This is a genomic window from Sphingomonas paeninsulae (assembly GCF_003660165.1).
Classification (GTDB): Bacteria; Pseudomonadota; Alphaproteobacteria; order Sphingomonadales; family Sphingomonadaceae; genus Sphingomonas_O; species Sphingomonas_O paeninsulae.
This window is the reverse complement of record NZ_CP032829.1, coordinates 174,133-200,042: the sequence shown is the minus strand read 5'-3', so window position 1 is coordinate 200,042 and position 25,910 is coordinate 174,133. Positions and strand designations below refer to the sequence as shown.

General features: G+C 59.2%; 23 protein-coding genes and 1 tRNA gene. 4 read left to right on the top strand and 20 right to left on the bottom strand.

Going from position 1 to position 25,910, the window contains the following annotated elements:
- Positions 1-12 precede the first annotated feature (12 nt).
- A tRNA-Ser gene (locus tag D3Y57_RS06280) sits at positions 13-102 on the top strand.
- 1,354 nt (positions 103-1,456) lie between these two features.
- On the opposite strand, the gene D3Y57_RS06270 is transcribed toward D3Y57_RS06280, so the two are convergent.
- From D3Y57_RS06270 to D3Y57_RS06200, 16 genes are all read right to left on the bottom strand, one after another.
- Entirely contained in the window at positions 1,457-2,605 is a 1,149-nt protein-coding gene (locus D3Y57_RS06270; protein WP_121152273.1) for a DUF1501 domain-containing protein, read from the bottom strand.
- A 4-nt stretch (positions 2,606-2,609) separates the two neighbouring features.
- The gene (locus tag D3Y57_RS06265; RefSeq protein ID WP_121152272.1) at positions 2,610-4,022 is read right to left on the bottom strand and encodes a DUF1800 domain-containing protein; all 1,413 of its coding nucleotides are present in this window, start codon (positions 4,020-4,022) and stop codon (positions 2,610-2,612) included.
- Between the two features lie 50 nt (positions 4,023-4,072).
- Positions 4,073-4,519 carry a periplasmic heavy metal sensor gene (locus D3Y57_RS06260; protein ID WP_121152271.1) on the bottom strand — a complete coding sequence of 149 codons (447 nt, stop codon included), beginning with the start codon at positions 4,517-4,519 and terminating at the stop codon, positions 4,073-4,075.
- A 3-nt stretch (positions 4,520-4,522) separates the two neighbouring features.
- A complete protein-coding gene (locus tag D3Y57_RS20810; RefSeq protein WP_239025960.1) occupies positions 4,523-4,660 on the bottom strand; it encodes a hypothetical protein in 138 nt (45 codons plus the stop codon).
- On the bottom strand, positions 4,645-4,923 hold the full coding sequence (locus D3Y57_RS06255) for a hypothetical protein (RefSeq protein ID WP_239025959.1): 279 nt from the start codon (positions 4,921-4,923) through the stop codon (positions 4,645-4,647). Before D3Y57_RS06255 ends, D3Y57_RS20810 begins: the two co-directional genes overlap by 16 nt.
- Positions 4,916-5,302 (bottom strand): sigma-70 family RNA polymerase sigma factor, encoded by a 387-nt coding sequence (locus D3Y57_RS06250; protein WP_239025958.1) that lies wholly within the window; start codon positions 5,300-5,302, stop codon positions 4,916-4,918. Before D3Y57_RS06250 ends, D3Y57_RS06255 begins: the two co-directional genes overlap by 8 nt.
- A gap of 211 nt (positions 5,303-5,513) precedes the next feature.
- Positions 5,514-5,978, bottom strand: coding sequence for an EF-hand domain-containing protein (locus D3Y57_RS06245; protein WP_239025957.1), 465 nt, complete (start codon positions 5,976-5,978; stop codon positions 5,514-5,516).
- Positions 5,979-6,067: 89 nt separating this feature from the next.
- The gene (locus D3Y57_RS06240) at positions 6,068-6,322 is read right to left on the bottom strand and encodes a GCG_CRPN prefix-to-repeats domain-containing protein (protein WP_121155534.1); all 255 of its coding nucleotides are present in this window, start codon (positions 6,320-6,322) and stop codon (positions 6,068-6,070) included.
- 594 nt (positions 6,323-6,916) lie between these two features.
- Positions 6,917-9,259: a TonB-dependent receptor gene (locus tag D3Y57_RS06235; RefSeq protein WP_162987006.1), complete on the bottom strand. Its 2,343-nt coding sequence runs from the start codon at positions 9,257-9,259 to the stop codon at positions 6,917-6,919.
- A gap of 1 nt (position 9,260) precedes the next feature.
- Complete coding sequence (locus D3Y57_RS06230; protein WP_121152269.1) at positions 9,261-10,250, bottom strand: FecR family protein; 990 nt, start codon at positions 10,248-10,250, stop codon at positions 9,261-9,263.
- Positions 10,247-10,810 carry an RNA polymerase sigma factor gene (locus D3Y57_RS06225; protein WP_121152268.1) on the bottom strand — a complete coding sequence of 188 codons (564 nt, stop codon included), beginning with the start codon at positions 10,808-10,810 and terminating at the stop codon, positions 10,247-10,249. The genes D3Y57_RS06230 and D3Y57_RS06225 overlap by 4 nt, the downstream gene beginning before the upstream one ends.
- Positions 10,811-10,825: 15 nt before the next feature.
- Positions 10,826-13,882: an efflux RND transporter permease subunit gene (locus D3Y57_RS06220; protein ID WP_121152267.1), complete on the bottom strand. Its 3,057-nt coding sequence runs from the start codon at positions 13,880-13,882 to the stop codon at positions 10,826-10,828.
- Positions 13,879-14,907 carry an efflux RND transporter periplasmic adaptor subunit gene (locus D3Y57_RS06215; protein WP_162987005.1) on the bottom strand — a complete coding sequence of 343 codons (1,029 nt, stop codon included), beginning with the start codon at positions 14,905-14,907 and terminating at the stop codon, positions 13,879-13,881. Before D3Y57_RS06215 ends, D3Y57_RS06220 begins: the two co-directional genes overlap by 4 nt.
- Positions 14,904-16,253, bottom strand: coding sequence for a TolC family protein (locus tag D3Y57_RS06210; protein WP_121152265.1), 1,350 nt, complete (start codon positions 16,251-16,253; stop codon positions 14,904-14,906). Before D3Y57_RS06210 ends, D3Y57_RS06215 begins: the two co-directional genes overlap by 4 nt.
- 72 nt (positions 16,254-16,325) lie before the next feature.
- The gene (locus D3Y57_RS06205; RefSeq protein ID WP_121152264.1) at positions 16,326-17,708 is read right to left on the bottom strand and encodes a HAMP domain-containing sensor histidine kinase; all 1,383 of its coding nucleotides are present in this window, start codon (positions 17,706-17,708) and stop codon (positions 16,326-16,328) included.
- The gene (locus D3Y57_RS06200) at positions 17,708-18,394 is read right to left on the bottom strand and encodes a response regulator transcription factor (protein ID WP_121152263.1); all 687 of its coding nucleotides are present in this window, start codon (positions 18,392-18,394) and stop codon (positions 17,708-17,710) included. Before D3Y57_RS06200 ends, D3Y57_RS06205 begins: the two co-directional genes overlap by 1 nt.
- Before the next feature lie 158 nt (positions 18,395-18,552).
- Between D3Y57_RS06200 and D3Y57_RS06195 the strand changes: the two genes are divergently transcribed.
- The gene (locus D3Y57_RS06195) at positions 18,553-19,566 is read left to right on the top strand and encodes a YncE family protein (protein ID WP_121152262.1); all 1,014 of its coding nucleotides are present in this window, start codon (positions 18,553-18,555) and stop codon (positions 19,564-19,566) included.
- Between the two features lie 23 nt (positions 19,567-19,589).
- On the opposite strand, the gene D3Y57_RS06190 is transcribed toward D3Y57_RS06195, so the two are convergent.
- Genes D3Y57_RS06190 through D3Y57_RS06180 form a run of 3 tightly spaced genes read right to left on the bottom strand, consistent with a single transcriptional unit; the run spans position 19,590 to position 23,301 of the window.
- Positions 19,590-20,306, bottom strand: coding sequence for a phosphatase PAP2 family protein (locus D3Y57_RS06190; RefSeq protein ID WP_121152261.1), 717 nt, complete (start codon positions 20,304-20,306; stop codon positions 19,590-19,592).
- Positions 20,307-20,308: 2 nt separating this feature from the next.
- The gene (locus tag D3Y57_RS20800; protein WP_239025956.1) at positions 20,309-21,019 is read right to left on the bottom strand and encodes a phosphatase PAP2 family protein; all 711 of its coding nucleotides are present in this window, start codon (positions 21,017-21,019) and stop codon (positions 20,309-20,311) included.
- A complete protein-coding gene (locus D3Y57_RS06180) occupies positions 21,019-23,301 on the bottom strand; it encodes a TonB-dependent receptor (protein WP_239025955.1) in 2,283 nt (760 codons plus the stop codon). The genes D3Y57_RS20800 and D3Y57_RS06180 overlap by 1 nt, the downstream gene beginning before the upstream one ends.
- Positions 23,302-23,442: 141 nt before the next feature.
- Between D3Y57_RS06180 and D3Y57_RS21575 the strand changes: the two genes are divergently transcribed.
- A complete protein-coding gene (locus D3Y57_RS21575; RefSeq protein WP_121152260.1) occupies positions 23,443-23,796 on the top strand; it encodes an SDR family NAD(P)-dependent oxidoreductase in 354 nt (117 codons plus the stop codon).
- A 69-nt stretch (positions 23,797-23,865) separates the two neighbouring features.
- The gene (locus D3Y57_RS06170; protein WP_121152259.1) at positions 23,866-24,879 is read left to right on the top strand and encodes a glycosyltransferase; all 1,014 of its coding nucleotides are present in this window, start codon (positions 23,866-23,868) and stop codon (positions 24,877-24,879) included.
- 8 nt (positions 24,880-24,887) lie between these two features.
- Here D3Y57_RS06170 and D3Y57_RS06165 read toward each other — a convergent pair whose 3' ends face one another.
- A complete protein-coding gene (locus tag D3Y57_RS06165) occupies positions 24,888-25,784 on the bottom strand; it encodes a glycosyltransferase family 2 protein (protein ID WP_162987004.1) in 897 nt (298 codons plus the stop codon).
- Positions 25,785-25,910 lie beyond the last annotated feature (126 nt).

The window sequence follows — 25,910 nt, the reverse complement described above, 5'->3', positions numbered from 1 at the left end:
GTAGGAAATTCCGGACAGGTGGCCGAGTGGTTTAAGGCAGCGGTCTTGAAAACCGCCGTGGGTGGAAGCTCACCGTGGGTTCGAATCCCACCCTGTCCGCCAAAAGTCATTGAGAACGTTATGTTTTCGTGGATTATGGTTTTTCTGTCATACTTTTGTTTATGCACGGATTTAGGACGGGTGTCCGGTCGAGGTATCAGGCCGGCGAGAGAGCGCGCCAAAACAGTCGTTTCAGAAAGAGACTTATCCTGTACAGCGCGGCGCGCGCCTGAAAGGCTCTCTCAGTTGTAGATTCGGCCCGATATGAAGCGGTTAGCAAGGTGATATATTCGGCCTTCGAACCCTCTGCCCTGCTACCGGCCGGCCATCCTTCCCCTTCGGCGCGGATAAGTTGCCGCAATATCCACGATCGATCTTCAGCCGTGCGCGCCGGAGCGTCAAGCAACTGATATTAGAGTTGAACGAGAATGTCTCCCAGCCGCGACCGCTGCTCTTGCGTGTGGGCAGAAATCCAATCCATGTTGGCGAGCCGAGCTTCTAGTTCGTCGTGATGGTTGGCGAGACAAGTGAACATATCGGGTTCCTTAGCAGGAGAAATTTCTTGATACACAATATTTACTATGCATTTTAACTACTTGTTGATGCCTGAAAAATTAGGGTGTAACGGAAATGCAAATGGAAAAAGCCGTTGACCATTTGGAGCTAATTTCACAGCCTAATGGTTCGGTCGCAACAGATTCTGCGCGTGTGTTCCGTTCGATGATGATCCGTAGATTCCGTCGCGCCAGATAGAGGCATTGGAGCGAATCACTTCCTTAAGCAGCCGTAATCCGCGCCACGATCTGAGCCACCAAGCTTCGCTTTCCTGGCGATCGAAACATTCCAAAGCGAACGAATCGGACGACGTGCCTTTCGCGATTGCTGCTGACAGCGTCGCCTCATCAGCCCGTAGGTCTTTGCGAGCCGGTTGAGCATTGAAAGGCGGTCGGCTTCTGGGTCGGTTGATAGCGTCTTGGCAATCGGAGTCGTTATGGGCGGGGCGAGTGCGCTGATCGGTTTGATAACGGCTTGTGGAAACATTGGCTTGGCCGCCGCCGACGGACTATATAAAAACTCGGTGAGGGTCTTCTCATGTCTGCAACGAGCTTGGCAAACGCCGCCGCACGTTTCGCTGTAGGGATAAGATCGAATTTGAACCCCAGAAGATGCCTGTCTGAGTGTTGCCGGTGACAGTCCCGTCGCTGGCAACCCAATATCCATGTGTTAATGAAGTCCACCGCCCGCGTCGCCGTGTTGCTTGCATAGGCCGTGTCGCCAATTACCGCGGCCAATTTGCTGAGTACCGTTAGCGTTCGATATTGCCGAGGTGTGCGCCAACAGCGCGCCATGAGCAATAATCTCCGTTCGGGTCATCGGCCGCAATAGAAAAGCGACCACTCGCTCAAAAGATACACCATCAGCTTTTAAGTAGATCTGACATCGGCCGGCCGATCGTGTTCTGCGAAAAAAGGGTACGTCCGACCTTTTCATGATCGAGTTCGAAGCTTTCGGCTGCAACGCCCGCGATCAATCCGTCCAGGCTGGAAGTCGGACGCAAGTCACGCTGTTGATAGAGTTTTGCCGGAGCCAAGCCCGGCCAATCCGACACAATCCGACCACCCTTTACCGCACCTCCGACGAGCATTGCGACGGAGGCCGTGCCGTGATCCGTGCCACCCGATCCGTTGACAGCCGCAGTCCGGCCGAACTCGGTCGCCACCAGCACTGTTGTCTGTGACCACGCAGCACCAAGGCCATCACGCAACGCCGCAAGCATCGCGTCGAGGCCTTTTAGCTGATTGGCGAGGCGGCCCTTTTGAGCCGTATGCGTATCCCAGCCCAGCGTCTCGAGCATCGCTATCCGGGGCCCCGACGGCTTGGTAAGGAAACTCGCGGTCAGCCTACCGAGGCTGACCGGATCCCGGCTCGCACCGACACCTGCTGCCAAGCCGTTGGTCTCGAGCGCTGCGGCCCAGACTGGATGCAGTTGCGGATCGGCATCATAAAGCGCCGTAACACGTGCCATCAAATCATCGGCGGCATGAGGAAGCGCAGATGGTTCGTACGAGGCGACCTGAACCGACCCGCGCAACGCAGTCGGGATTGTTGCTGCGATGGCAATCGCCGCATCGGTTGATCGCGGGAGCATTGTCACCAGACGGTTCAGCCACCCATCCCTTACGGCATAGGGCTGATTCCCGCCGGTCTCCAGGACGTTCTGCCCGTCGAAATGGGACCGATCGCGATAGGGCGAAGCGATGGCATGAACGAAAAGCGCCTGCCCCTGCCCGTACATCCGTGCGACTTGGGCAAGTTCGGGATGAAGGGCGAACATTCCGTCGAGTTTCGTTCCCAGAGTGTCATCGCCCACCAGCGCGCCGCGCAAGCCGGTAAACGCCGGATCGCCATAAGGCCGAAGGATATCGAGGCCATCAGCGGCACCACGCTGGATTATGAAGACAAAACGGCGTTCGGTTGGCACGGTTGCCAGCGCCAGACCGGGAGCAACGAACAGTGCTCCTGCCCCAAGTACGGACGCGGACAGAAACTGACGACGGGCGATCATCGGATCATCTCCTCAGGAAATCGGGCGATACCAGCATCAGCGCGATTGCACCGGCCGCGCTTTCGGAACGGGCAATTTGGTCGGCGGTCGCGTCACTGAGCGAACCCGGCATGATTCTGGGGGCAACGGTACGTGCATCGAGGCCCGCGCCGATCGAACTGCCCAAACGCTGCGCCACTTCAACACGGGCAAGCAGCGCACCGGAACCTGCCCAACTGGCAGCGATGTCATCCCAACCAGCGGGCGATCCCGGTTGCCAGACGCGCTGTCCAAGTTGCGTCTGAAGGCCAGCAATCTGGATATTGCCGACTTGCGCACGGCCAGTCCCGCGCAGCGCTGAAATCGTCCATTCCCACGGCGTCTTGAACTTGGTTGGTTCCGCGACCCACGCTTCGCGCGATGCGACCAGCGTTCGGTAAACCGTCGGCAGGTCGCCGTGGCTTGTCGTGAAGCTGGTTGCCAGACGTTCGACAAGCGCAGGCGGGGGAACGTCGCCTGCAAAATGACGCGCCAGCTTGGTTGCTATATGGATCGCTGTTGCAGGCGAATGCGCGAATTCGAATAGCGCCGCACGCGCCTGATTTTCGCCGTCCTGATCGTAACGTTTGCCAAGGATCGTTCGGACGCCGGGTTCGTGCTGGCCGGGTCGAAACATGAAATTATTGGGATCAGCACCAGGTGATTTATCCGCACCAAGCCCCCCGACCGACCAGCCTGTCAATGCCCGCGCGAATTCGGTCACATCGGCCTGAGTGTAGCCAGACCGGACGCCGAGCGTGTGCAGTTCCATGATCTCACGCGCCAGATTTTCGTTAAGCCCGCGCTTTCGTTCAGGATTTCGGGCGGCCGCGTTGCTGTCTGGCCCGATCGACTGAATCTGGTTCAGGTAGATGAGCATCGCGGGATGCTGCTCTGCTGCGAGCGCCATGTCGGCGAACCGGCCGAGAACATGCGGGCGTATCGCATCGCGTTCGAATGCCCCGACAAAGGCAGTAACGCGGGGGTTATCGGCCGATACGCAGAAATGGTTCGACCAGAAATGCACCAGTCGCTCAACAAATGGAGTCTCGGTCGCGAGCGCGCTGTCCGTGCGAGCCTGAACGGCCGCACGATAAAGTGTTTGCACATCCTGTCGAAAATCATGACGGGCGACTTTGATGTCGGCCTGATTCTCCTGACCAGTCATTTGCCGGTTCGCCACTTGTTCTTTTTCGTAGCGCTTTATGATTGTGCCTGCGTTTTCGAGCGTCGCATAAGCAGCAGGCAGCACGTCGAAGTGAGCAAACTGATCGAGAAGCCAGCGCTGCGGATTCGCAGGTGGCGTGTCGTTAGGTCGCGCGCCGAGTCCAAACCGGTTCAAGGCTATGGCGGCGGATGAAACTGAACTGAGTGACGGCACTGGGGAACGCTCTTTCATGACGCACTATTTCTTTAACGCAGCAGCCAGGGAATTCCGTCGCGCATAAGTTATTGCGATCGGCGGCGCGGTCCTTCTGCCCGGCGCTTCATCGCGTCGGACAGCTTCGCTCGATCGGTCGGAGGCAGCGTTATCGCATATGCGACAGCGCGACGTTCGACGGCCGCTCGCACCGCCACATCGGCAACGCGCGCGCGGTCGAGCGCGCTCAGGAGCGCACCCTGATCGACCGTCGGCTCCGCCAGCAGTGCAGCCGCCTGCGCCTTAGCTGCAAGGGCTTCGAGAATGGTTGCTCGCATGGTACGCCGCGTCTCACGAAGTGCTGCCCGGAAGGGTTGGCGTTCCGCAACGGGCAATTCTGCACCCGCCACCCTGAGCGCGCCGGCGTTGATCATCCGCCTTCCAGTTTCCAGCGACAGGATGCCGGACACCAACGCCCCGGCCAGAAAAAGATTGAGCAGGACTGAAACGATAAGGGCGATGCGAAGGCGACGCATGGATCAGGTCTCCTGCCCGGCGATGTCGCCGAACGATGTGCTGCCGTCGGGTGTCGCTTCCAGAGGCGCAACAAGGGCGACGGTGACCGCTCCGGCAGCGGCCCCCGCAAGCGCCGCCGCAATGCCTATCCCGACCACCATAGCCGAGCGCGGCCCCCGAACCGCCTGCCGGAAGCGGGTGCGTTGTCGATAAGGTGTGCCTGCAAATTGGCGGTTGGCGCGGCCACCGACCATATATCCAGGGTCATGTCGAGCGTCAGCGCCTTTGCGAGGATTTGAGCAGCTACGGGTTCGGCGGCCAGACTCATCGCGTCCGAACGATAAATCTCCGGCCATCGCGCAACCACGCCTCCATAGGCGTCGGCGAGTTCTTCAAAGCGTTCAAGCGTAAGTCGTTCAGTCATTACCGTCGCCCTCCTGCAACTTGGAAAGGCGTGTGCGCAGTGTGCGCCGCCCCCGTGCTAACAGCGATTCCAATGCGTCCACGCTGATCTCCAGCGCAGATGCGGCCTCCGCGCCGGACAGATCCTGATAATGGACGAGCAGGATTGCCTCGCGTTGCCGATCGGGAAGGTCCGCAATGGCTTCGGCTACGGCACGCCCGCGATCCGCCTCGATGAGACGGGCCTCGACACTCGGCGTCGGGTCGACCCTGTCCGGCAACGTATCCCCGGTCGTCGCGCGTCGTCGGCGTAATCGGTCGCGGCACAGGTTGAGCACAACAGTGTGGAGCCAGGTATCGAAGAGTGCACCCCCGATTGCCAGGTCGCAGCGTGGCGCCAAATGCGGACAAAAGCTTCCTGCGCGACATCCTCGGCTTCGGTCCGATCGTGCAGCATACGCGTCGCCAATCCAAGAATACGCGGAAGCTTGGCGGCGACCAGTTGGCGCGCAGCAGAGGGCTCCCCGCGACCTACGCGCTCGATCAAATCTGTGTCCGGATCGTGATCGCTCAATCGCGTTGGTTCCTATGCCCATGCCCAACGATCCAGTTTCATGAATCGGAACTATCCAGAGCGGCTTTATGTTTGCCGGCGCGGGCCGCCGCCCGTTCTTGCGTTGTGATAATCCCGTTACCATCGGCGTCGATCCGCTTGAACCTTCGGGCAAGCATCGCATCGATCTCGCTTTTGTCGAGCATGCCGTCGCCGTTCTGATCCATCTTTGCGAACCGCTTTGCCGGATTACCCTTTCCGGTCTTCGCAGCAGCCAGAAACTCCGCCTTGCTGACGCGGCCATCGCCATCGGTATCTGCCGCCATCAATCGGTCCCTCTGTCGCTTCTGGAAATCCTCCAACGTCATGCCGGATGAATGACGAGGATCAGACTGTGTCGAAGACGCTGTAGCATTTGAAGATGATGCGTTGTCACCGCTGGTCTTTGCACATGCGCCGACTGGAACGAGCGCCAGCACAGCAGCAGCGGCCCTCCCGAATTTCATGCCTGTCATCGTGTTCATGAGCGATGTCCTCAGGGTGTTTTGGGCTTTATCAATATGGCCGAAGCGGGAACGCCGAAATACTGCATCCCCGCTCACGCGCCCAGCATTTAGCGGTAACGCCATCCACCATGCCAGCGCTCGCGATGACCCCAATAGCGTCGGCCATCCCAATAACCGCGACCACCGTAATAGACGCCAATCGTGGGAGCACCGCGCGCAACGATGACGTCGCCGCGATTTGGGCGGCACCCGCCATAGGGACCGCGATGAAAATTGGCACCGCAACCACCGCGTGCCTCAGCCGGAGATATGGCTGCGATGGATGCACTGGCAGCCAATGCGACGAATAAAAGCTCTTTCATACAATCCTCTTTCTTACGGTCACGGGGCTTTGTCAGAAGCTCCATGCGATCGTTAAACGCAGAAGATTTGGATTTCCGTCGCTGATGTTCGATCAACTGGTTTTCTCGTCCCTAAAACACTCGCCAATCGAGCATTGCCGGACACGGCGAAGCGATCACCGCCTCAATTCGAACCTGAAGGCGACGCTGCGTTTCTCCATCTGCCTTTGCGACTAAAGGAGAACTGAGATGGAAATATCAGAATTTGATCCCGCAGAGCTGTCCTCTCACCGGAATGCTACATCGTCCGCCGCGCCAAGATGCTGATTTAAAACACTTGTCGATGACTGTTTCGCGATCCCCACAACAGGACGCGGCCGAAGACATGGAAGCAACTCCAGTTATTACCGATGCTCGCTCGCCGTGATGGTTTCGCAGAGGATTGGTTGCACCGTGTAAAATCGGACATCGTGAGGTCGGCAGAATACGCCGAAATGAGAGGAGCTGATCTTGTCGCTGACATAAAGGATCCTGCGTGGTATTTTACAGGAGACGTCACCGATACGCAGAAGCCGCACATGCCAGACAGCTTTATCAATTGTTTTGGCCAGCGCCCTAAAAGCTTCTGGTCACCGCAACCCGAAATGACCGGGGACGAAGCGGCGTTCGCTGATTGCCGGCAGCGAAACCGAAAGGATTGCCGAACGAGAAACGGTTGCCCCTAACATCACCGACATTATCGATGGCCAAAGACAAGCGGGTCGATCCAAGGGCATAATTTAGGGCGATCGAGCTCGTCAGATATCGACCTTGCGAGAGCGCAAACGGTGTGCCGATGCCGAGTTTCGATGGTCCTACATAGCGGACTGTACCGTCGATACTGACAACCCGCCCACTGGAAAGCGCAATCGAATAAACTGCGGAAGCGCGGGCTCCTGTAGCCGCCACATCGGGAAGATCGCGATCGCGTGACGTGTCGAACTCCGGCACCGGATCCGACAGCGCGCTCGAATTCATGAAGAGTGCGCCGTCAAGAACAACGCCAGCGACCGGCGATATCCCTCCCTGCGCCTCCACGCCTACAATGTAGCCGTCGCCTAGGTTCGTCGTATAGATCAGCCCGGCACCATCGATAAGATCGGCCTGAATGTTAGTCCAGTGCGCGTATGACAGAGTAGCGCTGAGCCACGCACGGGTTGTCTCCTTGCTGCCAGCCCGAAATCCCAGTTCGACCGCCTTGAGTATATCAGCCTGAAACCTCTTGGATGTTGTACGATCGCCCAGGGGAGAGATCGCCAGGCCCCCCGATCGTGCGCCCTGCTGAATGCGCCCGAAGACCAACAGGCCATCGTGCACGTGCCAACCCACCCCCAATGAGGGCGACAGGCGGACGTCGATGCGAGAGGGTTCCGAAACATCGCCCTGTGCGCGTTCAAGAAGTGAGCCTTCCGATCGGGTGAGTTCTGCTCGCCCACCAACAGAAAATTCGAATTTGCAGTTCGGGCAGAATGTAACCTGTCCAAAGGTAGCGATCTGCTCGATCTGGTTTTCAACTCCATTTTTTACGGTTGGTCCGGACAAGTTTCCAAGAGCGGTGGTGAAGCGGTTTTTGTCATACAGGCCAGACACTCCGGCCACCCAGGCAAAGCTGTTAGTAGCGCCCGATATTCGTGTTTCATGCGCAATCAGCGTGATGTTACTTTGCTCGTCATACTGGGAGGTGGGCGCAGCTGGATTGCTCGGCGTCGCATCGAATACAGTCGTTATATCATGCCTGACGATTGAGGTCGTCGAGGTTACCGACACGGAACCGGCGCGGTGTGTCAGGGTAACGTACCCAAGCCGAAAGTCATTATCGAAGGGTTGAGCGATCCTCGTGGCGCGCGTCAGATCGGGTGTTCCGGCGAGGACATATTGCCCGTCGGCAGAGGCGATGTCCTGTACGACGAAACCGCCCTCCACTGTCCAGTCCGTCGAGGGTTGCCATCGTAAGGCGAGGCGACCTCCCTTGGTGTTCGTTTGGTTCACGTTCGATTTTCCGCGTGACGGATCGTCGATATAGCCTGGTTCGATCGATCCATAGGCGACGGCGCGGACTGCGAGTCTGTCGGTGATCAGCGGGAGGTTTATCATTGCACCGCCGTCGCCGCCGATGCTGCCTTTCGAGGTGTAGTCGAGTGCTGTCGTGAATGACCCTTTCAGGTTGGTCGTGTCGGGGGCGTTGGGCACGAAGCGAATGATGCCGCCTAGTGTGCCGGTCCCGTAAAGTGTTCCCTGCGGGCCTTCCAGAACCTCTACACGGTCCATATCGTACAGGTTTAGGTCAGGATCGGGCGCATTAAACGTCAATCGGGCGTCACCGATATAATGACCGATGGTGGATTGAGACGCGCCATTGAAGCTGCTGTCGGCAATACCGCGAATGAATATCTTGTTACGTCCCGGCCCAAGCTCGGTCGATGACAGCATCGGCAGCCGAGTGACGAGAGCGGCCGTTCCCTGCGCGGCGCTGGATGAGGGATCGGCCGCATTCAAATCGACGACGGTGACGGTACCCGGAAACCGTGCGAGCGGCGTTTGTTGCTTGCTGGCGGTCACAAGGATCACGGGCGTCGGCTCCCCATCGAGGGGGCGTGACACAAAAGCTGGCTGAACCCGGTGCTCGCGTGTCGCAAAAACCTTTGCCGAGCGCGCGTCGAGCATCGCAAAATCCGCGCCCGTCGAACGCAGCAGAATGCGGAGTGCCTGAATTGGGGTGTGACGTCCCTTCACACCCCCTGAGCGGTGCCCCGCGAGTACCGGGTCGGTCAAGCCAATTGTCCACCCGCATTGCCTGCCAAATTCGACAAGAATGCTGCCCACCGGCCCCGCCTGAACGTCGAAGACCTGTTCACCCCTTGCGATGGCGGGTGTCACCGACAAGCCGATAGCGGCCATAACGCCACAATATTTGCGCATTCTATTGCGCCGAAAGCGTCCAGCCATTGTCATTCGGACGCGCTTTTACGCCCAGCAACCGATCAAGGCGCGCGAAAAAGCGGGTACGGTCCCGGTCGATCTGGATTGTGCCACTGAATTGCTTTCCGGCGAGCGATGCGTCGAGGGTAATCGGCACGCCGAGGTAACGGGAAATATCGCGCGCCACGGTGCCAAGCGACTGCATCTCATACTCCAGTCGCCCCGTCTGCCACGACGCGATGGCACTGACCGGTCTGTTACTGAGGATAATTGGATCGCCGCCGCCAGTCTCGGTCAAACTCTGCCCCCGCATCAGCGAAACTGCATTGGCACCGGAAGTGTAGCGAACGCTTCCTTCCTTGACGTCCACCGTTACGGCTTTTCCGTCGGCAACGACGTTGAATACGGTGCCGACGTCCTCGATCCGGCGATTACCCACGCTGACGGTAAAGGGAGCCTTGTCATCATGGATTACGGTAAAACTGGCCTCGCCCGACCGTAGCTCGGCGAGCCGGGGATTGCGATGGTCCAGCACAACGGTGCTGCTGCCATTCAGAGCGATTTGCGAACCGCCCGCCAGAGTCACGATGCGCTGCTGACCCAGCCCGGTTGCGATTTCATAGGGCTCTGGATGCGAACGGCCAGTCCCTGAAAAGAACACGGCAATAGCGGCGGCGGCAGCGAGCCCCGCCCCTGCGCCCATCCAGCGCCAGCGCCCACCCTTGCCGCCGTCGTCGTTTTCGTTTGCAGCCACCGCCACCGCCACCGCCACCACCACCGGAAGCGCAGGCAGGGCTGCATCGATATCCTGCTCGGCGGCCAGAACACGGTCATAGACCTGATTATGGCGAGAATCCGCATCAAGCCACATCATGAACTCATCCCACACGCCCGCATTGGCATCGGCATCGGCATCGCGCAGCTTGAGGTGCCAGGCGATTGCCTGCTCCTCGATAGCGTCGCGTTCCATCCATGCGTCGGTTTCATTCATGATCGGTCGTCGCCCTTTGTGCCAAGACGCCGCTGATCGTCGGAATCCGCATCCAATCGCTGGCGCACGTCGAGGATGGCGCGATAGGCACGCTGTAAATGCTTTTCGACTGAGCTGAGCGCAATGCCCAGATCGGCAGCGATCGTCTTTTGCGAGACACCATCGACACGATATCGCCGGAGGATGAATGACGTGCGTTCGGGCAATGCGGCCAGCGTCGCTTCAACGGTTTTCAGCCGTTCGCGCTGGATCAGACTGTCTTCAATGGACGGGGTGGCAAGCGACTGCCCGTCCGCGCCGATGCGGGTCGATGCCCATGCGGATTCGCGTGCGCCCTGTCGTGTGGCCGCGCGCCGCCGATCGTTCAAAAGATTATGGGCCATCCGGTAAAGATAGGACTTTGGTTCGCTGACAGGACCGACCTGCACGGTTCGAAGTTTCAGGAAAAGTTCCTGTAATATATCTTCGCTCTCTGCAGGCGATGCACCGCGCGCGATCAGGAAGCGCAACAGCATTGCCCGATCGGTCATGAAGACAATCAGCAAACCATCCACGGTCATGCTAAAAATCGCCTGTTAGCGCGCAATGATGTCCTTTCGACGCCGCGTCATCACAAGGACGAGCATCGGCAAAAAGGTTACTATCAATGGTGCGCCGACCGCCAGCCCGAATATGATCGCGGTGGCGAGCGGTTTTTGGAGGCCCGAACCGCGACCGATGCCGAGAGCCAGCGGAAAAAGCGTGAGGATAGCGATAAGGGCCGACATCAGGATAGGGCGTAACCGCGCCCGCCCCGCCGCGATCAGGCTTTGTGCGTTAAGCGGGTGATCGGCATCAAGTTCGGCGAGGTAGAAGATCGCCAGTTCGGTAATCATGCCGACGACCATCGTCAGCCCCATCAGCGCCGATATGTCGAGTTCAGTGCCGGTGAGCCACAGCCCGGCAAGGACGGCCATCACCGATACCAGCACCGTGCCGATCACCCCGAACGTAAACGACCATTTTTCAAACAACAGAGTCAGCAACAAAGCCGACAGCAACAATGCGGCGACGAATACGGTCGTGAGATCGCGGAACGACTGGGTCTGCTGCTGGTAAAGGCCGCCATATTCGACGCGGATCGAGGGGGGCAGTTTCAGTTCGGCAACCTTGACCTGGACCTGTTTGATGGCGCTGCCGAGATCGAGGCCATCGAGCCGCGCCGTCACCGGAATGAATGGCGACAGGTCTTCGCGGGTGATCTGGCGCTGTCCCGCTGCGATGCTGATTTTGGCGATGGAGCCGAGCGAAACGATGCGCCCATCGGTCGCGCGCAAAGTCAGTGACGACAGCGCATCGGCGCGGCGACGGAGTTCCTGCGGCAAACGGACCCGCACGTTAATCACCTGCTCGTCCGCCTGAACCTGCGTTGCGATCGTGCCATCGACCTGCGACCCGATCTGGGTTGCGACGGCTCCTGCATCGAGTCCGGCAAGTGCGGCGGCAGCGCGATCGACGTTGATGACGATGGCATCGCCTGCCACGCGCAGGCCGTTGTTGACCTCTACAATGCCAGTGATCCTGCCGATCCCGTCGGCGACCTTTTGCGCGGCATCGGCAAGCTGCGTTTCATCGTCGCCGAACAGCTTTACTTCGATCGGTTGAGGGATGGCGGTCAGATCGCCGATCAAATCTTCCATCAATTGCGCGGTTTCGATTTCGAGACCGGGCACTTGTAGCCCGACTTTGCCCCGAATTTCCGACATCACCTTTTCGATGTCGCGGCGGCGGCCGTTGTTCAGGCGCACGAAGAAATCGCCCTCATCGGCTTCGGTCAGCCCTCCACCCAATTGGATGCCCGTGCGCCGCGAATAGCTGGCAACTTCGGGCGTGGCCTGAATGATCTTTTCAACCTGTCGCAAAAGCCGGTCGGTGTCGCTCAGCGCAGCACCTGGCTTTGCCTTATAATCGAGGATGAAGCCGCCCTCGTCCATCTTTGGCATGAAGCCGGATTCGACCCGGTTCCACGACACCGCGCCGATGACGATCAATACCGTAGCGATAACGGCAGCGAACAATCCGGGTCGCTTCAGGGCGCGTGTGACGCCCCCTTCGTAGCGCCGGATGATGCCGCCCATAAAGCCGTCGGCCTTTTCGGTGGCCTCTGCATCCTTTGGGGTCAACCAGTGGTCGGCGACCAGCGGCAGGACATATCGCGCGTAAAGCAGCGAGATGCCGAGTGCTGCAACGATGGTGATCGCGAGCGCCTTGAAAAAGCCGCCGGTGACACCTGTGATGAAGGCCAGTGGCAAGAACACGACGATGGTTGCCACTGTCGATCCAAACAGGGGTCGCGCCATTTCGCGCGCGGCGGCCAGCATCGACGGTCTGGTTCCTTCGCCGTCATGCTCAGATTCCTGAAGCCGGCGCATCAGATGTTCGAGCATGACGACCGCATCGTCGACGACCAGCCCGACCGCCGCGGCCATACCGCCGAGGGTCATCATGTTGAAACTCATGCCCAAAACGTAAAGGATCAGGCAGGTCGCGGCGAGCACGGCGGGCAGCATCGACGCAGTAATGACCATCAACCGCCAACTGCGCAGGAAGACGAACAACACGATTCCCGCAAGCACGGCACCCAGCAAAATGGCGTCGCGGACGGCGTTGGCGGCACCGGTGACGAGTTCGGACTGGTCGTAGAAAAAGCTGATCTTCACGTCGGCGGGAAGTGCCGCGCTCTTGATCCGCGCATCGACCGCCTTGACCAACGCGACTGCGTCGGCGGTGGGCGTCTGACGGACGTTAACCAGCACCGCGCGGGTGCCGTTCAATGTCACTTTCGTCCATGCGGGTGCGGTGGCGCGGCGGATGCTTGCAACCTGTCCGATCGTGACAATACCACTTGCCGCCCCTGCCCCCGATTTGACCGGAATTGCGGCAATGTCGGCTTCGTTCCCGATCCTGTCCTCGACCAGTGCGAGATAGAGGCGGTGGCGATCCTCAAGCCTGCCGACAGCGGAGATGCTGTTTGCGCTGGCGAGCGCCGTTGCGACGTCATTCGTCGTAATGCCGAGTGATTGCAGTTTGGCCGGATCGACTTCGACCTCCAGTTCCGGGACCGATCCGCCAAGCACGTCCACGCCCGCGACGCCGGGCACCGTCGAAAGCACAGGCCGCAACTTTAACTGGGCGAGTTGCGCCAGTTCGGTGTCGCTGCGTTTTGTCGAAGTCAGCGACAGGCCGACGACCGGGAAAATCGACGGGTCGGAGCGACGCACGCTGAACCGCGTTCCTATAGGCAAATCGGGGATGATCGTCGCCAGCGCGCCCTGTGTCGCCAGCGTCGCCGCAACCATATCGTCGCCCCAGCCAAAGGTCAGCGAGACTTCTGCGGAGCCGCGACTGGTGACGGAACGGATTTGCGTAACACCCGGAATTGCCCGCAGGGCGATTTCGGCGGGGCGCGTGACGACCGCCGCCATCTGGGTCGCATCGCGGTCGCCGGCATCGATTGCCACGACAACGCGTGGATAATCGATATGCGGGAACAGCGCGACCGGCAGGCGTGTTGCGGCGACGAGCCCTGCGAGCGTGATGAGGAAGACGCTTAGCCAGATCGAGCGGCTGTGACGCCGCATCAGTTCCTTCATCTGGAAGCGCCGTTTTCAAGCCGGTCTTCGCGCACTTTCATGCCGTCTTCGAGCGCGGTGCCCCCTTCGGTAACGACGCGTTCGCCGGGTTGCAGTCCGGTCAATATGGTCACGGCTTCACCCGACGTACTGCCGGGCGACACATTACGTTTTTTGACCGCGCCCTTGTTCACGACGAACACAAAGCTCTGGCCTGCTTCGTCGAGCAACGCGGCATAGGGGATAGTCACACCAGAAACCGATGCGCCGACCGCGACATGGCCGCGAAGCGGGGTGCCGACGCTGACCGATGCCGGGACACGGGCGAAAACAGAGGCGAGGCGTGTGGCCGCATCGACTGCCGGATCGACGCCGACGACGGTTGCGATGATCGGTGCGCCACCGCTGATCGGCTCGATCCTGATCTGCTGACCCGGATGGATGCGCGCGGAGACCGCTGGATCGACACCGAAACGCGCGCGGCGTTCTCCGGTGGCGGCAACCGATGCGACCGAGGCACCGGCGGCGATCTGATCGCCGGGTTTGGCGGTCAGGCTTTGCACGGTGCCTGCAACGGGTGCGCGCAGGACGCCGCTGCCGCTGCCTGAGCTGGCCTTTGCAGCCGTGGCGGTGCGGGCGGCGGCGCGGGCGGTTTCGACGTCGGCATCGCTAACCAGACCGTCGGCGCGCAAGCGCAATGCCCGCGCAAGGGCGGCGTTGGCGGTGGTGGCGTCGCTGGATGCCCTGGCGAGATCGAGGGCGGCGGAGGGGCTTGGTTTCAGGGTGGCGATCGGTTGCCCTGCGCTGACGGCGGTGCCGGTGGGAGCAAGGATTGCGACCAATAACGCTTCACGCATTGAGATTACCGAACGTTCGCCGCCCGGCCCCGCTTCCGCTGCGCCATAGACGGTCACGTCGTCGCGCGACGCGCCGAGCGTTGCGACGGCGGACCTGATCGTCGCGGTTGGGCTTGCCTCGGTCGTGGGTTCGGTCGCTGCGCCGCACGCGCCGAGCATCAAAAAGGCCATGAGTGCGAGCGTTTTCAACGGGTCCATCCTTCGCTGGGGCCGCCTGACAGCAGTTCGAGCGCAATCGTCGTTTCGGCTGCCTGCTGGTCGAGTTGGAGAAGTGTCGTCTTTCGATCGCGCAGTGATTGCGCGGCGGTTGCGGCAAGGGCGAGCGCGAGGTCGCCACGTTGGGCTGCGCGGGTCGAGCTGGCGGCGAAGCGTTCGATTGCGGGGAGCTTGGTGAGCAATTCGGCGCGCTGCTGGCGGATGGTTGCAAGTCCTGCGACCGCTGCCGCAATCTCTGCGCGGGTCTGGAACAATCGCGCGTCATATTCGGCTCGAAGTTGCGCGCGCGTGGCATCGACCACCGCGATCCCGCCACGGTTGCGATTCCAGAGCGGCAGGGTGAAGCCGACTTGCGGACCCAGCGTATAATTTCCGGCGGTGTCACGGGCGGATGCGATGGTTAGCGACAGATTGGGAAACTGGTTCAGGATCGCCCGGTGCATCTCACCCTCGGCCACGTCATATCCGGCGCGCAGCGCCTGAAGGTCGAGGCGACGGTCGATCGCCTGGGTAACCAGTACCGAACTCGCGGGAGCAATCGCTGGTTGGGGCGGGGTGGCGAGGTGGAGGGTCGTTTCGGGAGGCAGGCCGAGCAGTTTGTTCAACTCCCCCCGCGCCGTCGTCAGGTCGCGCGCAGCCGCTTGGTATTTCTCGTCGGCATCGAGCGTCGCCAAACGACGCGCATCGACTTCGCCGGCCGCCAGATCACCGCGCCCGGCGGCGTTTTCTACCGCTCGGAACAGGTGTTCCGCCGCTGTCGCGCTGGCTTTCGCGAGGTCGATTTGTGCCTCTAACGCAACGATCCTAACCCCCTGAAGCCGTGCCTGCTCCGCTGTCTGCCATTCCACCCATGCCAGATCGAGCCGAACCTGACGCTTTGCCGCCTCCCCACTTTCGCGCGTGACCCGCGCCGTGCGCAATGCGTTCAGATCGAAGCCAAGCTGTCCCGCAAAACCGTTGAATGCGTCGGGACCGGACAGCAATTTATCAAAGCCAAGTTGTGCCGTCGGATCAGGCAAAAGCCGCGCGGCAAAAGCCTGAGCGGCCGCAACCCCAGACTTCGTGCGCAACGCTTTCAGGTCGGGATTTTCGATTATCGCGATTACTGCCAGCGCGTTGGGCGTCAAAGGCTGGGCGAGGTCGATTGACTGCGGCGTCAGCCACGGACGGTCGATCTTGCCCGCATCCGCCGACAATATCGCCATGTCAGGTTTCGCGAGGACTGCTGTGAGGGGATCGAGCGGCGCGGCATTATAAGATGCGCAAGCCGAAAGAGCAGTCATGAGCAAGACACTTAGAAGTACCAAGCGACGCTTCATTCATTTTCCATTCGCTTGTCGCAGATGCCTGACATCATTGCGCACTATCTAATCATACCGACTCCTGAAACCTCACACCGGGCGGTTTGGGGCAAGATTGGGAAATCGCAATGTTTGGCGTGGCAGAACTATCGACACACGCAGGCCGGGAGCGTTGTCCTCGATTATCAAACTTCCGCCATGCGCCTCGGCGATTACCGACACCAGATTCAAGCCAAGGCCATGCCCCGGTGTCGTTCGGCTTGTGTCCAAACGCGCAAATCTCTGCACGATGACGGATCGGTTGCCGGGCGCGACACCTGGCCCATTATCCGCGACGGTCACGATCACATGCCGGTCCGTGGCCCTTACGCCGAGTGATATCCGCGTCGATGGTGGCGTGTGGCGCTGGGCATTGTCGAGTAAGTTGATCAGCGCCTGAGCGAGAAGTTCGCGATCACCAACGATGTCCGCTCCGGGTTCGATCGCGCTTTCGATCAACCGGCCGGTATCCGCCACCGCCGGTGCATAGGAATCGTACAAATCAGTCGCGAGTTCGGACAGGCTGATATGGATGAAATGACGCGTCAGTGCCCCGGACTCAACCTCTGCAATGCGGAGAATTGCGGCAAATAGCGACAATAGTTCATCGCTTTGCGCGAGGGACCGCTTCAGACTGCGGCGGAGAACCGCCGCATCCTGATCCCCATCTAGGGCTGCCTCGATCTGGCCGCGCAGCCTTGCGAGCGGCGTCCGCAGGTCATGAGCGACGTCGCTCGATACCTGACGGAGATTTTCGAGCAGCCGTGCAATCCGGTCGAGCATCGCATTGAGGACCGCGCCCAACTGATCGAATTCGTCGTTACGTGCGCTGACCGGAATGCGGTGGTCAAGGTCGCCCGCGACGATCGCCTGTGCGGTACCGCTGATCCTGCTGAGACGGCTTCGCAGATACCCGCCAAGGAGCAAAGCGGCCCCCACCCCCATCAGAATGACGAGGACGAACGCCACCGTGAACAGTTCGAATATGATCGTGTCGATACGTTCAAGCGCCGTAAGATCGACCGCGGTGACAAAACGATACCCCCCTGGCAATTCCGTCACGAGCGCGCGTGCGTCGCTGGTCTTGCCATGCGAGACTGCGACAATCAGATCCTGTTTTCCCACCCTCGGCCTGGTCGTGGCAAGCGTTCCCGCGCGCCGGACCCCGGATGGATCGAAAAGCGCATAGCGATAGCCGGCACTGTTAAGCTGTTCTTCGCGCTGAGCGATCGCGGCGCTGAGGTCAGGAATACCGCCTTCGTAATATTCGCGCAGGAGGAGCGTGCTTCCCTCCGCGATTCCGACGTCCTGCTGGTTACGGAACTGGGCGTCGGCCGCATAGTAAACCGTCACCCCCAAAGCGAGAATCGCGAGCGCAAAGGCGCAGGAATAGGTGAAGGCAATCCGATAAGCCGCGCTGGTGTTTCTAGACATCAGCCATCCTCGACATCGAGACGCATTCGATAACCAACACCACGCAATGTTTCGATCGGATCCGTGGTAAAGCCATCTTTCAGTTTCGATCGCAATCGACTGAGGTGGCTCTCGACGATGTTGGTCTGCGGATCGAAGTGAAAGCCCCAAACCCGTTCGAGGAACATCGAGCGCGTCACCACTTCCCCGGCGTGTCGCATGAGCTGTTCGAGCAGGGCAAATTCGCGCGGTTGCAGGTGAACCTCTCGTCCAGCGCGCCTCACCTCTCGCTTTAGCAGATCCAATGTGATCGACCCCACTTGAAGCCGGGTCGGCAGGTCGGCAATAACGGGGCGTCGCTGCAATGCGGTCAGTCGCGCTGCGAGTTCGACGGTCGCAAAGGGTTTAACCAGATAGTCGTCCGCGCCAGCCTCCAGCCCCCCTACCCTGTCAGCAATACCGCCAAGCGCGGTGAGCATCAGGACCGGCGTATGAATGCCCGCTGCGCGCCAGCGTTGCAGGACTTCCACTCCATTGATTCCGGGAAGCATCCGATCGAGCACGATGACATCATAAGCGCCCGCCACCCCGGCATGGAGCGCGTCGCCACCGGTCGCTACCGCTGTCACGATATGGCCGAGTTTGGATAAAGCGCGCACGACGATGTCGGTCGTATCGGCGTCGTCCTCAGCAACCAATACCCGCATTCGAATGGCCTTTAGTGATCATTGTGAACGAAGGACGCGATAGCCCGAAAGTCGCAGCTTAGTTATAAATCTTCCCAATGTCCGGCAAAGTTGCTGGCATCCGCGCGCACCCATCGTCACTCTGAACGCCTCACTCCAAATCAAAATCGAGTCCGTTCATGCTGCGCACTGCTTTCAAGATGCTGCTCGTCTCCATTGGTGCTGCCACGCTGGTTTCGGCGGGCCCGGCACCTACTTATGTTGCCAGTGGTTCGATTGCCGGACCCGATGGCGGGTGGGATTATGCGAGCGTCGATGGCGCGGCGCACCGGCTATATGTCGCACATGGCAACACTGTGCTGGCTGTCGATCTGGCCCATAGCAACACGATCCGCTTATTCGGCGCCATCGCCAGAGCACACGCAGTTGTCCCCATCCCCGGCAAATCGATGCTGCTGGTGACGAGCGGTCACGACAATAGCGTGCGTTTACTCGACACGGGCGACGGCCACGAACTGGCTCAGATCGCCGTGGGAAACGACCCTGACGCGGCCTTTTATGATCCCGCTACCGGCCATGCGATGGTGATGAATGCGAAGAGCGGAACGGTGTCTATTATCGACGTCGCAACCCGCAAGGTCATTCGCACGATCACGCTGAAGCCTGCGCTCGAATTCGGCGTGCTTGGCAACAACAATATGCTGTATGTGAACAATGAAGATTTGAACGAGATCGAGAGCGCGAACCTCACCACTGGCAAGATTGGTGCTGCAATTCCGCTGCCTGGCTGTACGGGGCCAACGGGTCTCGGCTTTGACGGCAAGACGGGCCAGCTCATCAGCGCGTGTGCCAATGGCAAGGCTGCGCTGGTCAGCGTCACATCGCACAAGATGGTGGCGCTGTTGCCGATTGGCAGCGGCCCTGATGCCGTCATCATGGATATGGCGCGGCGGACCGCCATTATTCCCAACGGGCGGGATGGGACACTGAGCATCATCGCGCTGGACGCAGCGGGCGGAGCCAAAGTCGTGAGCACGGCAAAATCGGAAGTCGGGGCGCGAACCGGCGCTCTCAATCCAGCGGATGGGATGCTCTATTTGCCGACAGCGCATTTTTCTCCCCCCGCAACCGCTGGCGCGCGACCAGCGGCAATTCCCGGTTCGTTCCATGTGGCCGTGATGTCGCGTCACTGAGGCGGGATATTTAGTCCCGCCGTTTACCAATGTGTCAGATGAGCCGCCCGGAGTTCGCTCCGTGCGGCAGCCATCTTTGCAACAAAGGACGGATTGGCGAGAAGTTTGGTTCCGATGATCGTGGCAAGGACATGGCTTGCCTCGGTATCGGAGGGATAGTGAACGCCGCAGACCTGACGGCTCATGGCATAATCTGCAGCGCGCGACAGGATCACGTCCGCCTTTTCGGGCACGAGACGCGCAAGGACGAAACCGACCGAATAGCTTAGGGTCGAATGGCCGCTCGGGTAGGAGCGGCGTGGATTTGCGTTCTTGCCTGCATCGCAATTCGCCAGCGTAGAGTCGGTCGCCCAGGGGCGAGCACGGTCAAAATAGTTTTTCGAGACATCGGCGGCGACTTCGCCTTCTTCCTGCACTTCGCTCAGCAGCGCCCAGGTTGCAGGCATCACCTCCAGTTTGACGCCAAGCACATCGTCGAACAGCGCGGGATCTTCATGCGCATCGTCCCATTTGGCCTGCGCCATGCGCGCGGCGCTGGCCGACGCGATGATCCGGTGCAATTCGGCGAGTTCGGCATTTTCGCCATCCGAACCCGGTGCAAAGGGTTTGGGCAGGATCATGACCGGCTCGACATCGGCACTGGTGAGATAGTGCAGGGTTTCTTTTTGCGCCGCATGTGCGCCGCCACCGAGCATGAGCGCCGTACCGGCCAGTGTCGCGAGATATTTAGATGGCGTCATGGTCAATTCCTCAAAGGGGTACTCGCGCGCGCTATTCCTGCCTGAATGAGTTCCATGCGGGCGGCATCGAAGGCGATACGAAAGTCCGGCTTGCCCATCAGCCGTTCGGCAATCAGCGTGCCGAGTTGTTGCCCGGCGGTTATGTCGCTACCGAAATGCTGTTCGCAAACGATCCGGCTTTGTCCGTATCGCGCCGCTCGAGTGAGGATCGCGTCGGCGCTTTCGGGTACCAGTCGCGCGAGAACTTCGCCCATCGAAAAGGCCATTGACGTATGGCCGCTGGGATAGCTCGTGTAGATCTCGTCACTGTGCTTGCAGCTTTTCAGCGTCGTATCGACGGCATAGGGCCGCATCCGCCGGAAATGGTCTTTACCGCGATCGACCACGTCTTTTTCACTGGCCCGCACCAGCGCCAACATTGCGGTTGTGGCGGGCAGTTGTTCCAGCACGAATTTCGAGCCGAGCACTTCGGCGAAGATCGTTGCATTCTTGGTATCGCCGTCGCGCCGTGCTGTCGCTTCCTCGGCTGGCGTGCGCGTCAATTCCTGAGCGTGCAATTCGGCAAGCTCCGCCACCGCCTGCGCGCTGCCGGACGCAGGAGGTGGCGGCAAAACGAGCGCGGGATCAAGATCCCGCGCCGTCAAGAGGGGAGCAGTTTTGGGCACCGGTGCAGCAGCGACCAGCAGCACCGCAAATGCCAACAAGCCGCGCATCAGAAGTTATAGGTGAGCTGGCCGGTGATCGCGCGACCCGGCTGATAATAGATTTGCGAGGTCGTCGCGACGATCGGCGTGCCCGAGATCTGATTGATCTTCTCCGAGTTGAACAAATCGGTCACGTCCAGACCAACCCGCATCCGCCCGATGTCGTAGCTCACTCCCAGATTGGCCGAGTTATAGGGCGAAATACGGGTCTGGTTGGTCAGGTCGGCATATTGTGCGCCCGTCCACTTGTCGGTGAGCGAAAAACGGATCGGTCCATGTTTGTAGAGCACGCCCGCTGCGGCGGTGGAAAGGGGTGCCTTGGCGATGATCGTCCGTAGGATGACGAGCCCGCTGACAGGATCGGTATAGGCGTTTGTCTTGGCATAGTTGCGCGAGCCGTTTGCAAACACGGCAAAGCCATTGCCGAATGCGTAAGTCGCCTGTGCCTCGACGCCCTTGTACAGTGCACCGCCGATGTTGGTGAAGATAGTGCCCAGCTTATCGGGGCTGGTGTCGGTATAGCTGTAGAATTTGTTGGTAAAGTTGATCACGTAAACATCAGCATCGAGCGACAGATGGCTGCCGTGATAGACCGCCCCGGCCTGATAATTGGTGGACCGCTGCGGCACGGCGTTCGAGAAACTGGGGTTTGCAACGTAGAGCTGGCTGAGCGACGGGATCAGGAAACCCTTGGCATATTGCCCGTACACCGACAGGTTCGAAAACGGTTGATAATTGACCGTCAGAAACGGCAGATTGGCGGTGTAAGTGTTGGACAGCCGCTGGGCATAGCGGGTCGTCTGATTATACGTGGCATCGACCTTGCGATTGAAATCGACATGTTTGAATCCGGGCGTGATCTTGAGGCCGGCAAAAGGGCGAAGCTCGAGCTCGATGAATTCCTCAGTATGATTGCCCTGCGAATTCTGGTCGAATTTGATGTACTGTGGCGTCACCTGTCCGGGATTGAGCCCGGTCGAGGGCGCAACCACGACCTTTTCGGCATAGTTGAACCCACCTGATGTGAGATCGACGTCGCGCTGCTGACGATAGGTGTTGCTGAACTCTAGCCAAGCACCTGCGGTCAGCGCACCGAAGCCGAAATCGATCCGCGCCTTCACGATGTCGCCAAAGACGCGGTATTTGTTCGTCTTGGTATAGCCCGGAATGTCGCCCTTGATGGTCGCTCCGGTCGCCGACTTCGTGGTGTAGAGGGTGCCCGGCAGCGTCGTCACGTCATTAGCCGACAGCGTCTCGTTATCGTAGTAATATGTATAGGCGCGATTTTCTAACACCGCATTCGGCGAGAGGTTCGCTTCCAGCTTGATGATCTCGAAATCAGTGGTCTTGTTGGTATAGTTATAGCCATAATATTGCGACGACTTCGGGTCATCGTTGAGCGCGTAATATTTACCGAAAAGCGCCTGCTGGGCCAGCGTCGAGCCATCGCTGTCCGCCTGATTGAAGCGGTTCTTGTTGTAGGTCGCGAGGAAGGTCAGCCGCACGTCGGGGCTGATCGGGACCATGACTTTCCCAAAGAGATTGTAGTTCTGATATTTCGAATCCGACGAGCGCCCGTCGCTGTGGACATATTGCCCGCTGAACACCGCTTCGGTCCCGCCCAGCCCCTTGATGGCCCCGGTCTCAAGCAGGCCACGCGCAAGGTAGGTGTTGAAGCTGCCGTAGCTGGCGACCAACTGGCCGCCGAAATCATCGCGCGTCGCGCGTGAGAACAGGTTGAACGTGCCACCGAAGGTCGCTTGACCAAGCTGGCTGGCGTTGCCGGGGCCGCGATCGACGACCAGAGTTTCGATCGTGTTCGACGGGAAGAAGGTTGTTGAATGGTGGGTTGGATCGTTGGTGTCGCCGAAGGGCACGCCGTCATAGGTGATGTTATATTCGCCGTCCTGAAAGCCACGAATCTGCGCCTTGGATTCGGACAGGCCGATACCGTTATTACCGCCATAATTGGACACGCTCGGCGTAATCAGCGCGATCTGGTTGAAGTCGACAGTCGCAGGTAGCGACTCCTCGATAAAAGAGCGCGACACGATCGCCTGCGGCTGGGTCGTTTGCAGCGACGCGGTGACAGGCGCGATCTCATTCGCCTTGGTACCGGTCACGAGGATATCCGACCCCTCGGCGGTTTTCTGGTCGGCACTCGCCGCGTCGGGAGCGCTTTCCGATGGTAAAGCGTCATCCGCCGCGAAAGCAGGTTGCGCACAAATTATTGCGAGAGCGAGTGCGCTGGCACTAAGCAGGTGCCCACGCCCTGCGGTCATCATTTTCATGGTTTATTTCCCCGGATCCTGTCGATCGATGCCGCGCCTACGGGGGGCGAGTGACACTTAAATTGCGAGTTTGTTACAGTTCCAATGATTGGGAATTCCCAATCATTGGAACTGAGCTAGCGGACCGTTAGGCGCGGCCAGATACAGTGCAGGATCGCGACGCGACCAAACAAGCGCCAGCGCGTTATAAACATTGCGCCAATTGACGAAATTCGTCCGCCATCCTTTGAATCATATGCTTATGCAGCTTCCAAAGCTGGCGTGCTCATGCTTACGCGATATTTCGCAAAGCAGATTGCGCCAGCCAACATCCTCGTAAACGCGATCGCTTCGGGCTTCTTTCACACTAAGATGACCGCATCCGTGCTATCAGAACTGGGAAACAAGGCGACACGGAACTGCGATCTTCTTGGCCAGTCGGGCATCCTCGTGCATGACGGGCGCGACAATCGAATGCGACGGTGGCCTCAGCATTGGTTTTGCCCCCTCACATAGCCAAGTTGGGGGACGCTGTTAAACTCGGGCTAGGGCGCGTTTGCTCCGTAGGATACCAGGCTGCATTCGATGACCCCGCTGCTTTCGATCATTTTGCCGACCTACAATGGCGGCTTGTTTTTGCGGGAGCAGATCGATTCGATCCTGACGCAGACCCATCAAGATTTCGAACTTCTGATCCTCGATGATGGCTCAAGCGACGCTAGTATGGTCATTGCGGATAGTTATGCTGCGGCCGATCAGCGGGTTTCGGTGCTGGCCGCCTCTGGCAGGGCTGGACAAGCAAACCGACTGCTCACCTTGTCGCAGGCCGCATGTGGAGAGTTTGTGGCGATCGCCGATCAGGACGACATCTGGGATCCTGAGCGCAATAACAAGTTGTTAGCGGCAATTGGCGATGGTGCGATGGCCATCGGTCGATCGGAGCTGATCGATAAGGACGGGAAGCGTCTGGGGACGTCGTTACTGGACAGGCTGAACCGCCCGCTGGATCCTGCATTGAAGTTGCGCGCGTTGATCGAGCCGATGTTCTCTGGCCATGCAATGGTTGTCCGGCGGTCATCACTTAATCCGGCTGCCTTCGCGTCACCTTTGACGTTTGATTGGCTGATGGCGCTTGATGCTATTTATTCGGACGGCCTTGTCTATGTCGATGACGCGATCGTTTTTCATCGGATACACGGGGGAAATCAGGTCAATAATCTTGATATGACCACCGACCCTGGACGTTTATCGGCGGCGCTGATCCGTGAGGCATTCTTAAATCAACGCGCGTTGCGACTGAAGTTCTGGTTAGTGCTATCGTATCTCGGACGTTCGAATATCGTACCGTTTGCTGACCGGCAGATATTCGCAAAGTTTGCTGATCGATGCCACATGGCCTGGTATTCGCACTGGCGCAGCGTCAAGCCATTCAAGACCGCGTTGGCGCAGGAAATTAAGGACGAGCTTGGTTGCTTTAGTTTGATTGAGGAGGATCGGCGTTATTTCGGACAGCGCATGGACAAGCTCGCTGCTGCGTCAACGATCGGTGCTGGTTTTAGAGAGGTTTACGACAGGATAAAGGCACGGCAATCAGTTTGATTATCGGTTCATAAACCCAATTTGCGTTTTAACCTGAAAACAGAAGGCAATAGCGCGGCAAGTGGCGCTGTGACCATCGCCGGATAGATGGTCTTGCGCTGTCCGAACCGACCACGCAGGCCATCGATCAGCCCATTGGTTATCGCAATCCGTTCGGAATGGCTTTGCCCGATTGATCCGAGGTATTCGTATTCTATGATCGACATTGCGCTTTCCTTGCGATCTCGCAGGGCGATCCCGCGGCGTTTCGCCAAAAAACGATTACGCGCGATGTAATAAAGGCGGTTGAAACCGGTGCTCGACCCCTCCCCTTCATGGTCGACCCGCGATTTGCAATCGACCAATAGTTGCCAACCTGCCGCTCTAGCTCTCAGACACCAGTCGGTTTCCTCGTGATACAGGAAGTAATCCTCATGAAAGGGGCCGATGTCGCGGTAAGCGCTGAGGTTAAGCGCGAAGCCTCCGCCATGAATGGTCCGAACCTCACGCACATCTTCCCTTAAAGATGGCGTGGCCTGCTTGTTGTCCCAATGCCAGTCGCCATCGAAAAACGCGCGTGTGCCGTTGTGGTGGAGCATCATGCTGCCCACTGCCGCTATGTCCGGACCCGAAAGCAATGTTTTTATGGCTTGATCGACAGCACCTGCGCGGGGGATTGCGTCACTGTTCAGAAGATAGACGGTGTCCAAACCCTCCGCGTCGGCAATGCTAATCGCATGATTATACCCGCCCGCCCAACCGAGGTTTGCGCCCGTCGATATGATCCGCACGTCAGGGAATGACTGCCGCACTTCGTCGATTCTATCTATCGTCGAACCATTATCGATGAGCCACAGATTTTGGACATTCGACTGCATAGCGGTCAGCCCAGCGATAACGTCGTCCCAGCCGTTATAAACAAGCATCAGGACGGGGCATCCATGATGTATTATCTGGCCCTGATATGTGTCGGTTGGATGCGGTGCGGTCATAACCCCCGCTAGCATCGCTCTATTTTGTTAGGCAATTGCAATCCCATGATGGCACGATTG

Excerpts from the sequence above, each read along its gene's own strand:
- D3Y57_RS06270 (WP_121152273.1), bottom strand. The coding sequence starts at position 2,605 with ATGATCGCCCGTCGTCAGTTTCTGTCCGCGTCCGTACTTGGGGCAGGA.
- D3Y57_RS06265 (WP_121152272.1), bottom strand. The coding sequence starts at position 4,022 with ATGAAAGAGCGTTCCCCAGTGCCGTCACTCAGTTCAGTTTCATCCGCC.
- D3Y57_RS06260 (WP_121152271.1), bottom strand. The coding sequence starts at position 4,519 with ATGCGTCGCCTTCGCATCGCCCTTATCGTTTCAGTCCTGCTCAATCTT.
- D3Y57_RS20810 (WP_239025960.1), bottom strand. The coding sequence starts at position 4,660 with ATGGTGGTCGGGATAGGCATTGCGGCGGCGCTTGCGGGGGCCGCTGCC.
- D3Y57_RS06255 (WP_239025959.1), bottom strand. The coding sequence starts at position 4,923 with ATGACTGAACGACTTACGCTTGAACGCTTTGAAGAACTCGCCGACGCC.
- D3Y57_RS06245 (WP_239025957.1), bottom strand. The coding sequence starts at position 5,978 with ATGAACACGATGACAGGCATGAAATTCGGGAGGGCCGCTGCTGCTGTG.
- D3Y57_RS06240 (WP_121155534.1), bottom strand. The coding sequence starts at position 6,322 with ATGAAAGAGCTTTTATTCGTCGCATTGGCTGCCAGTGCATCCATCGCA.
- D3Y57_RS06235 (WP_162987006.1), bottom strand. The coding sequence starts at position 9,259 with ATGCGCAAATATTGTGGCGTTATGGCCGCTATCGGCTTGTCGGTGACA.
- D3Y57_RS06230 (WP_121152269.1), bottom strand. The coding sequence starts at position 10,250 with ATGAATGAAACCGACGCATGGATGGAACGCGACGCTATCGAGGAGCAG.
- D3Y57_RS06225 (WP_121152268.1), bottom strand. The coding sequence starts at position 10,810 with ATGACCGTGGATGGTTTGCTGATTGTCTTCATGACCGATCGGGCAATG.
- D3Y57_RS06220 (WP_121152267.1), bottom strand. The coding sequence starts at position 13,882 with ATGAAGGAACTGATGCGGCGTCACAGCCGCTCGATCTGGCTAAGCGTC.
- D3Y57_RS06210 (WP_121152265.1), bottom strand. The coding sequence starts at position 16,253 with ATGAAGCGTCGCTTGGTACTTCTAAGTGTCTTGCTCATGACTGCTCTT.
- D3Y57_RS06205 (WP_121152264.1), bottom strand. The coding sequence starts at position 17,708 with ATGTCTAGAAACACCAGCGCGGCTTATCGGATTGCCTTCACCTATTCC.
- D3Y57_RS06200 (WP_121152263.1), bottom strand. The coding sequence starts at position 18,394 with ATGCGGGTATTGGTTGCTGAGGACGACGCCGATACGACCGACATCGTC.
- D3Y57_RS06195 (WP_121152262.1), top strand. The coding sequence starts at position 18,553 with ATGCTGCGCACTGCTTTCAAGATGCTGCTCGTCTCCATTGGTGCTGCC.
- D3Y57_RS06190 (WP_121152261.1), bottom strand. The coding sequence starts at position 20,306 with ATGACGCCATCTAAATATCTCGCGACACTGGCCGGTACGGCGCTCATG.
- D3Y57_RS20800 (WP_239025956.1), bottom strand. The coding sequence starts at position 21,019 with ATGCGCGGCTTGTTGGCATTTGCGGTGCTGCTGGTCGCTGCTGCACCG.
- D3Y57_RS06180 (WP_239025955.1), bottom strand. The coding sequence starts at position 23,301 with ATGAAAATGATGACCGCAGGGCGTGGGCACCTGCTTAGTGCCAGCGCA.
- D3Y57_RS06170 (WP_121152259.1), top strand. The coding sequence starts at position 23,866 with ATGACCCCGCTGCTTTCGATCATTTTGCCGACCTACAATGGCGGCTTG.
- D3Y57_RS06165 (WP_162987004.1), bottom strand. The coding sequence starts at position 25,784 with ATGCTTGTTTATAACGGCTGGGACGACGTTATCGCTGGGCTGACCGCT.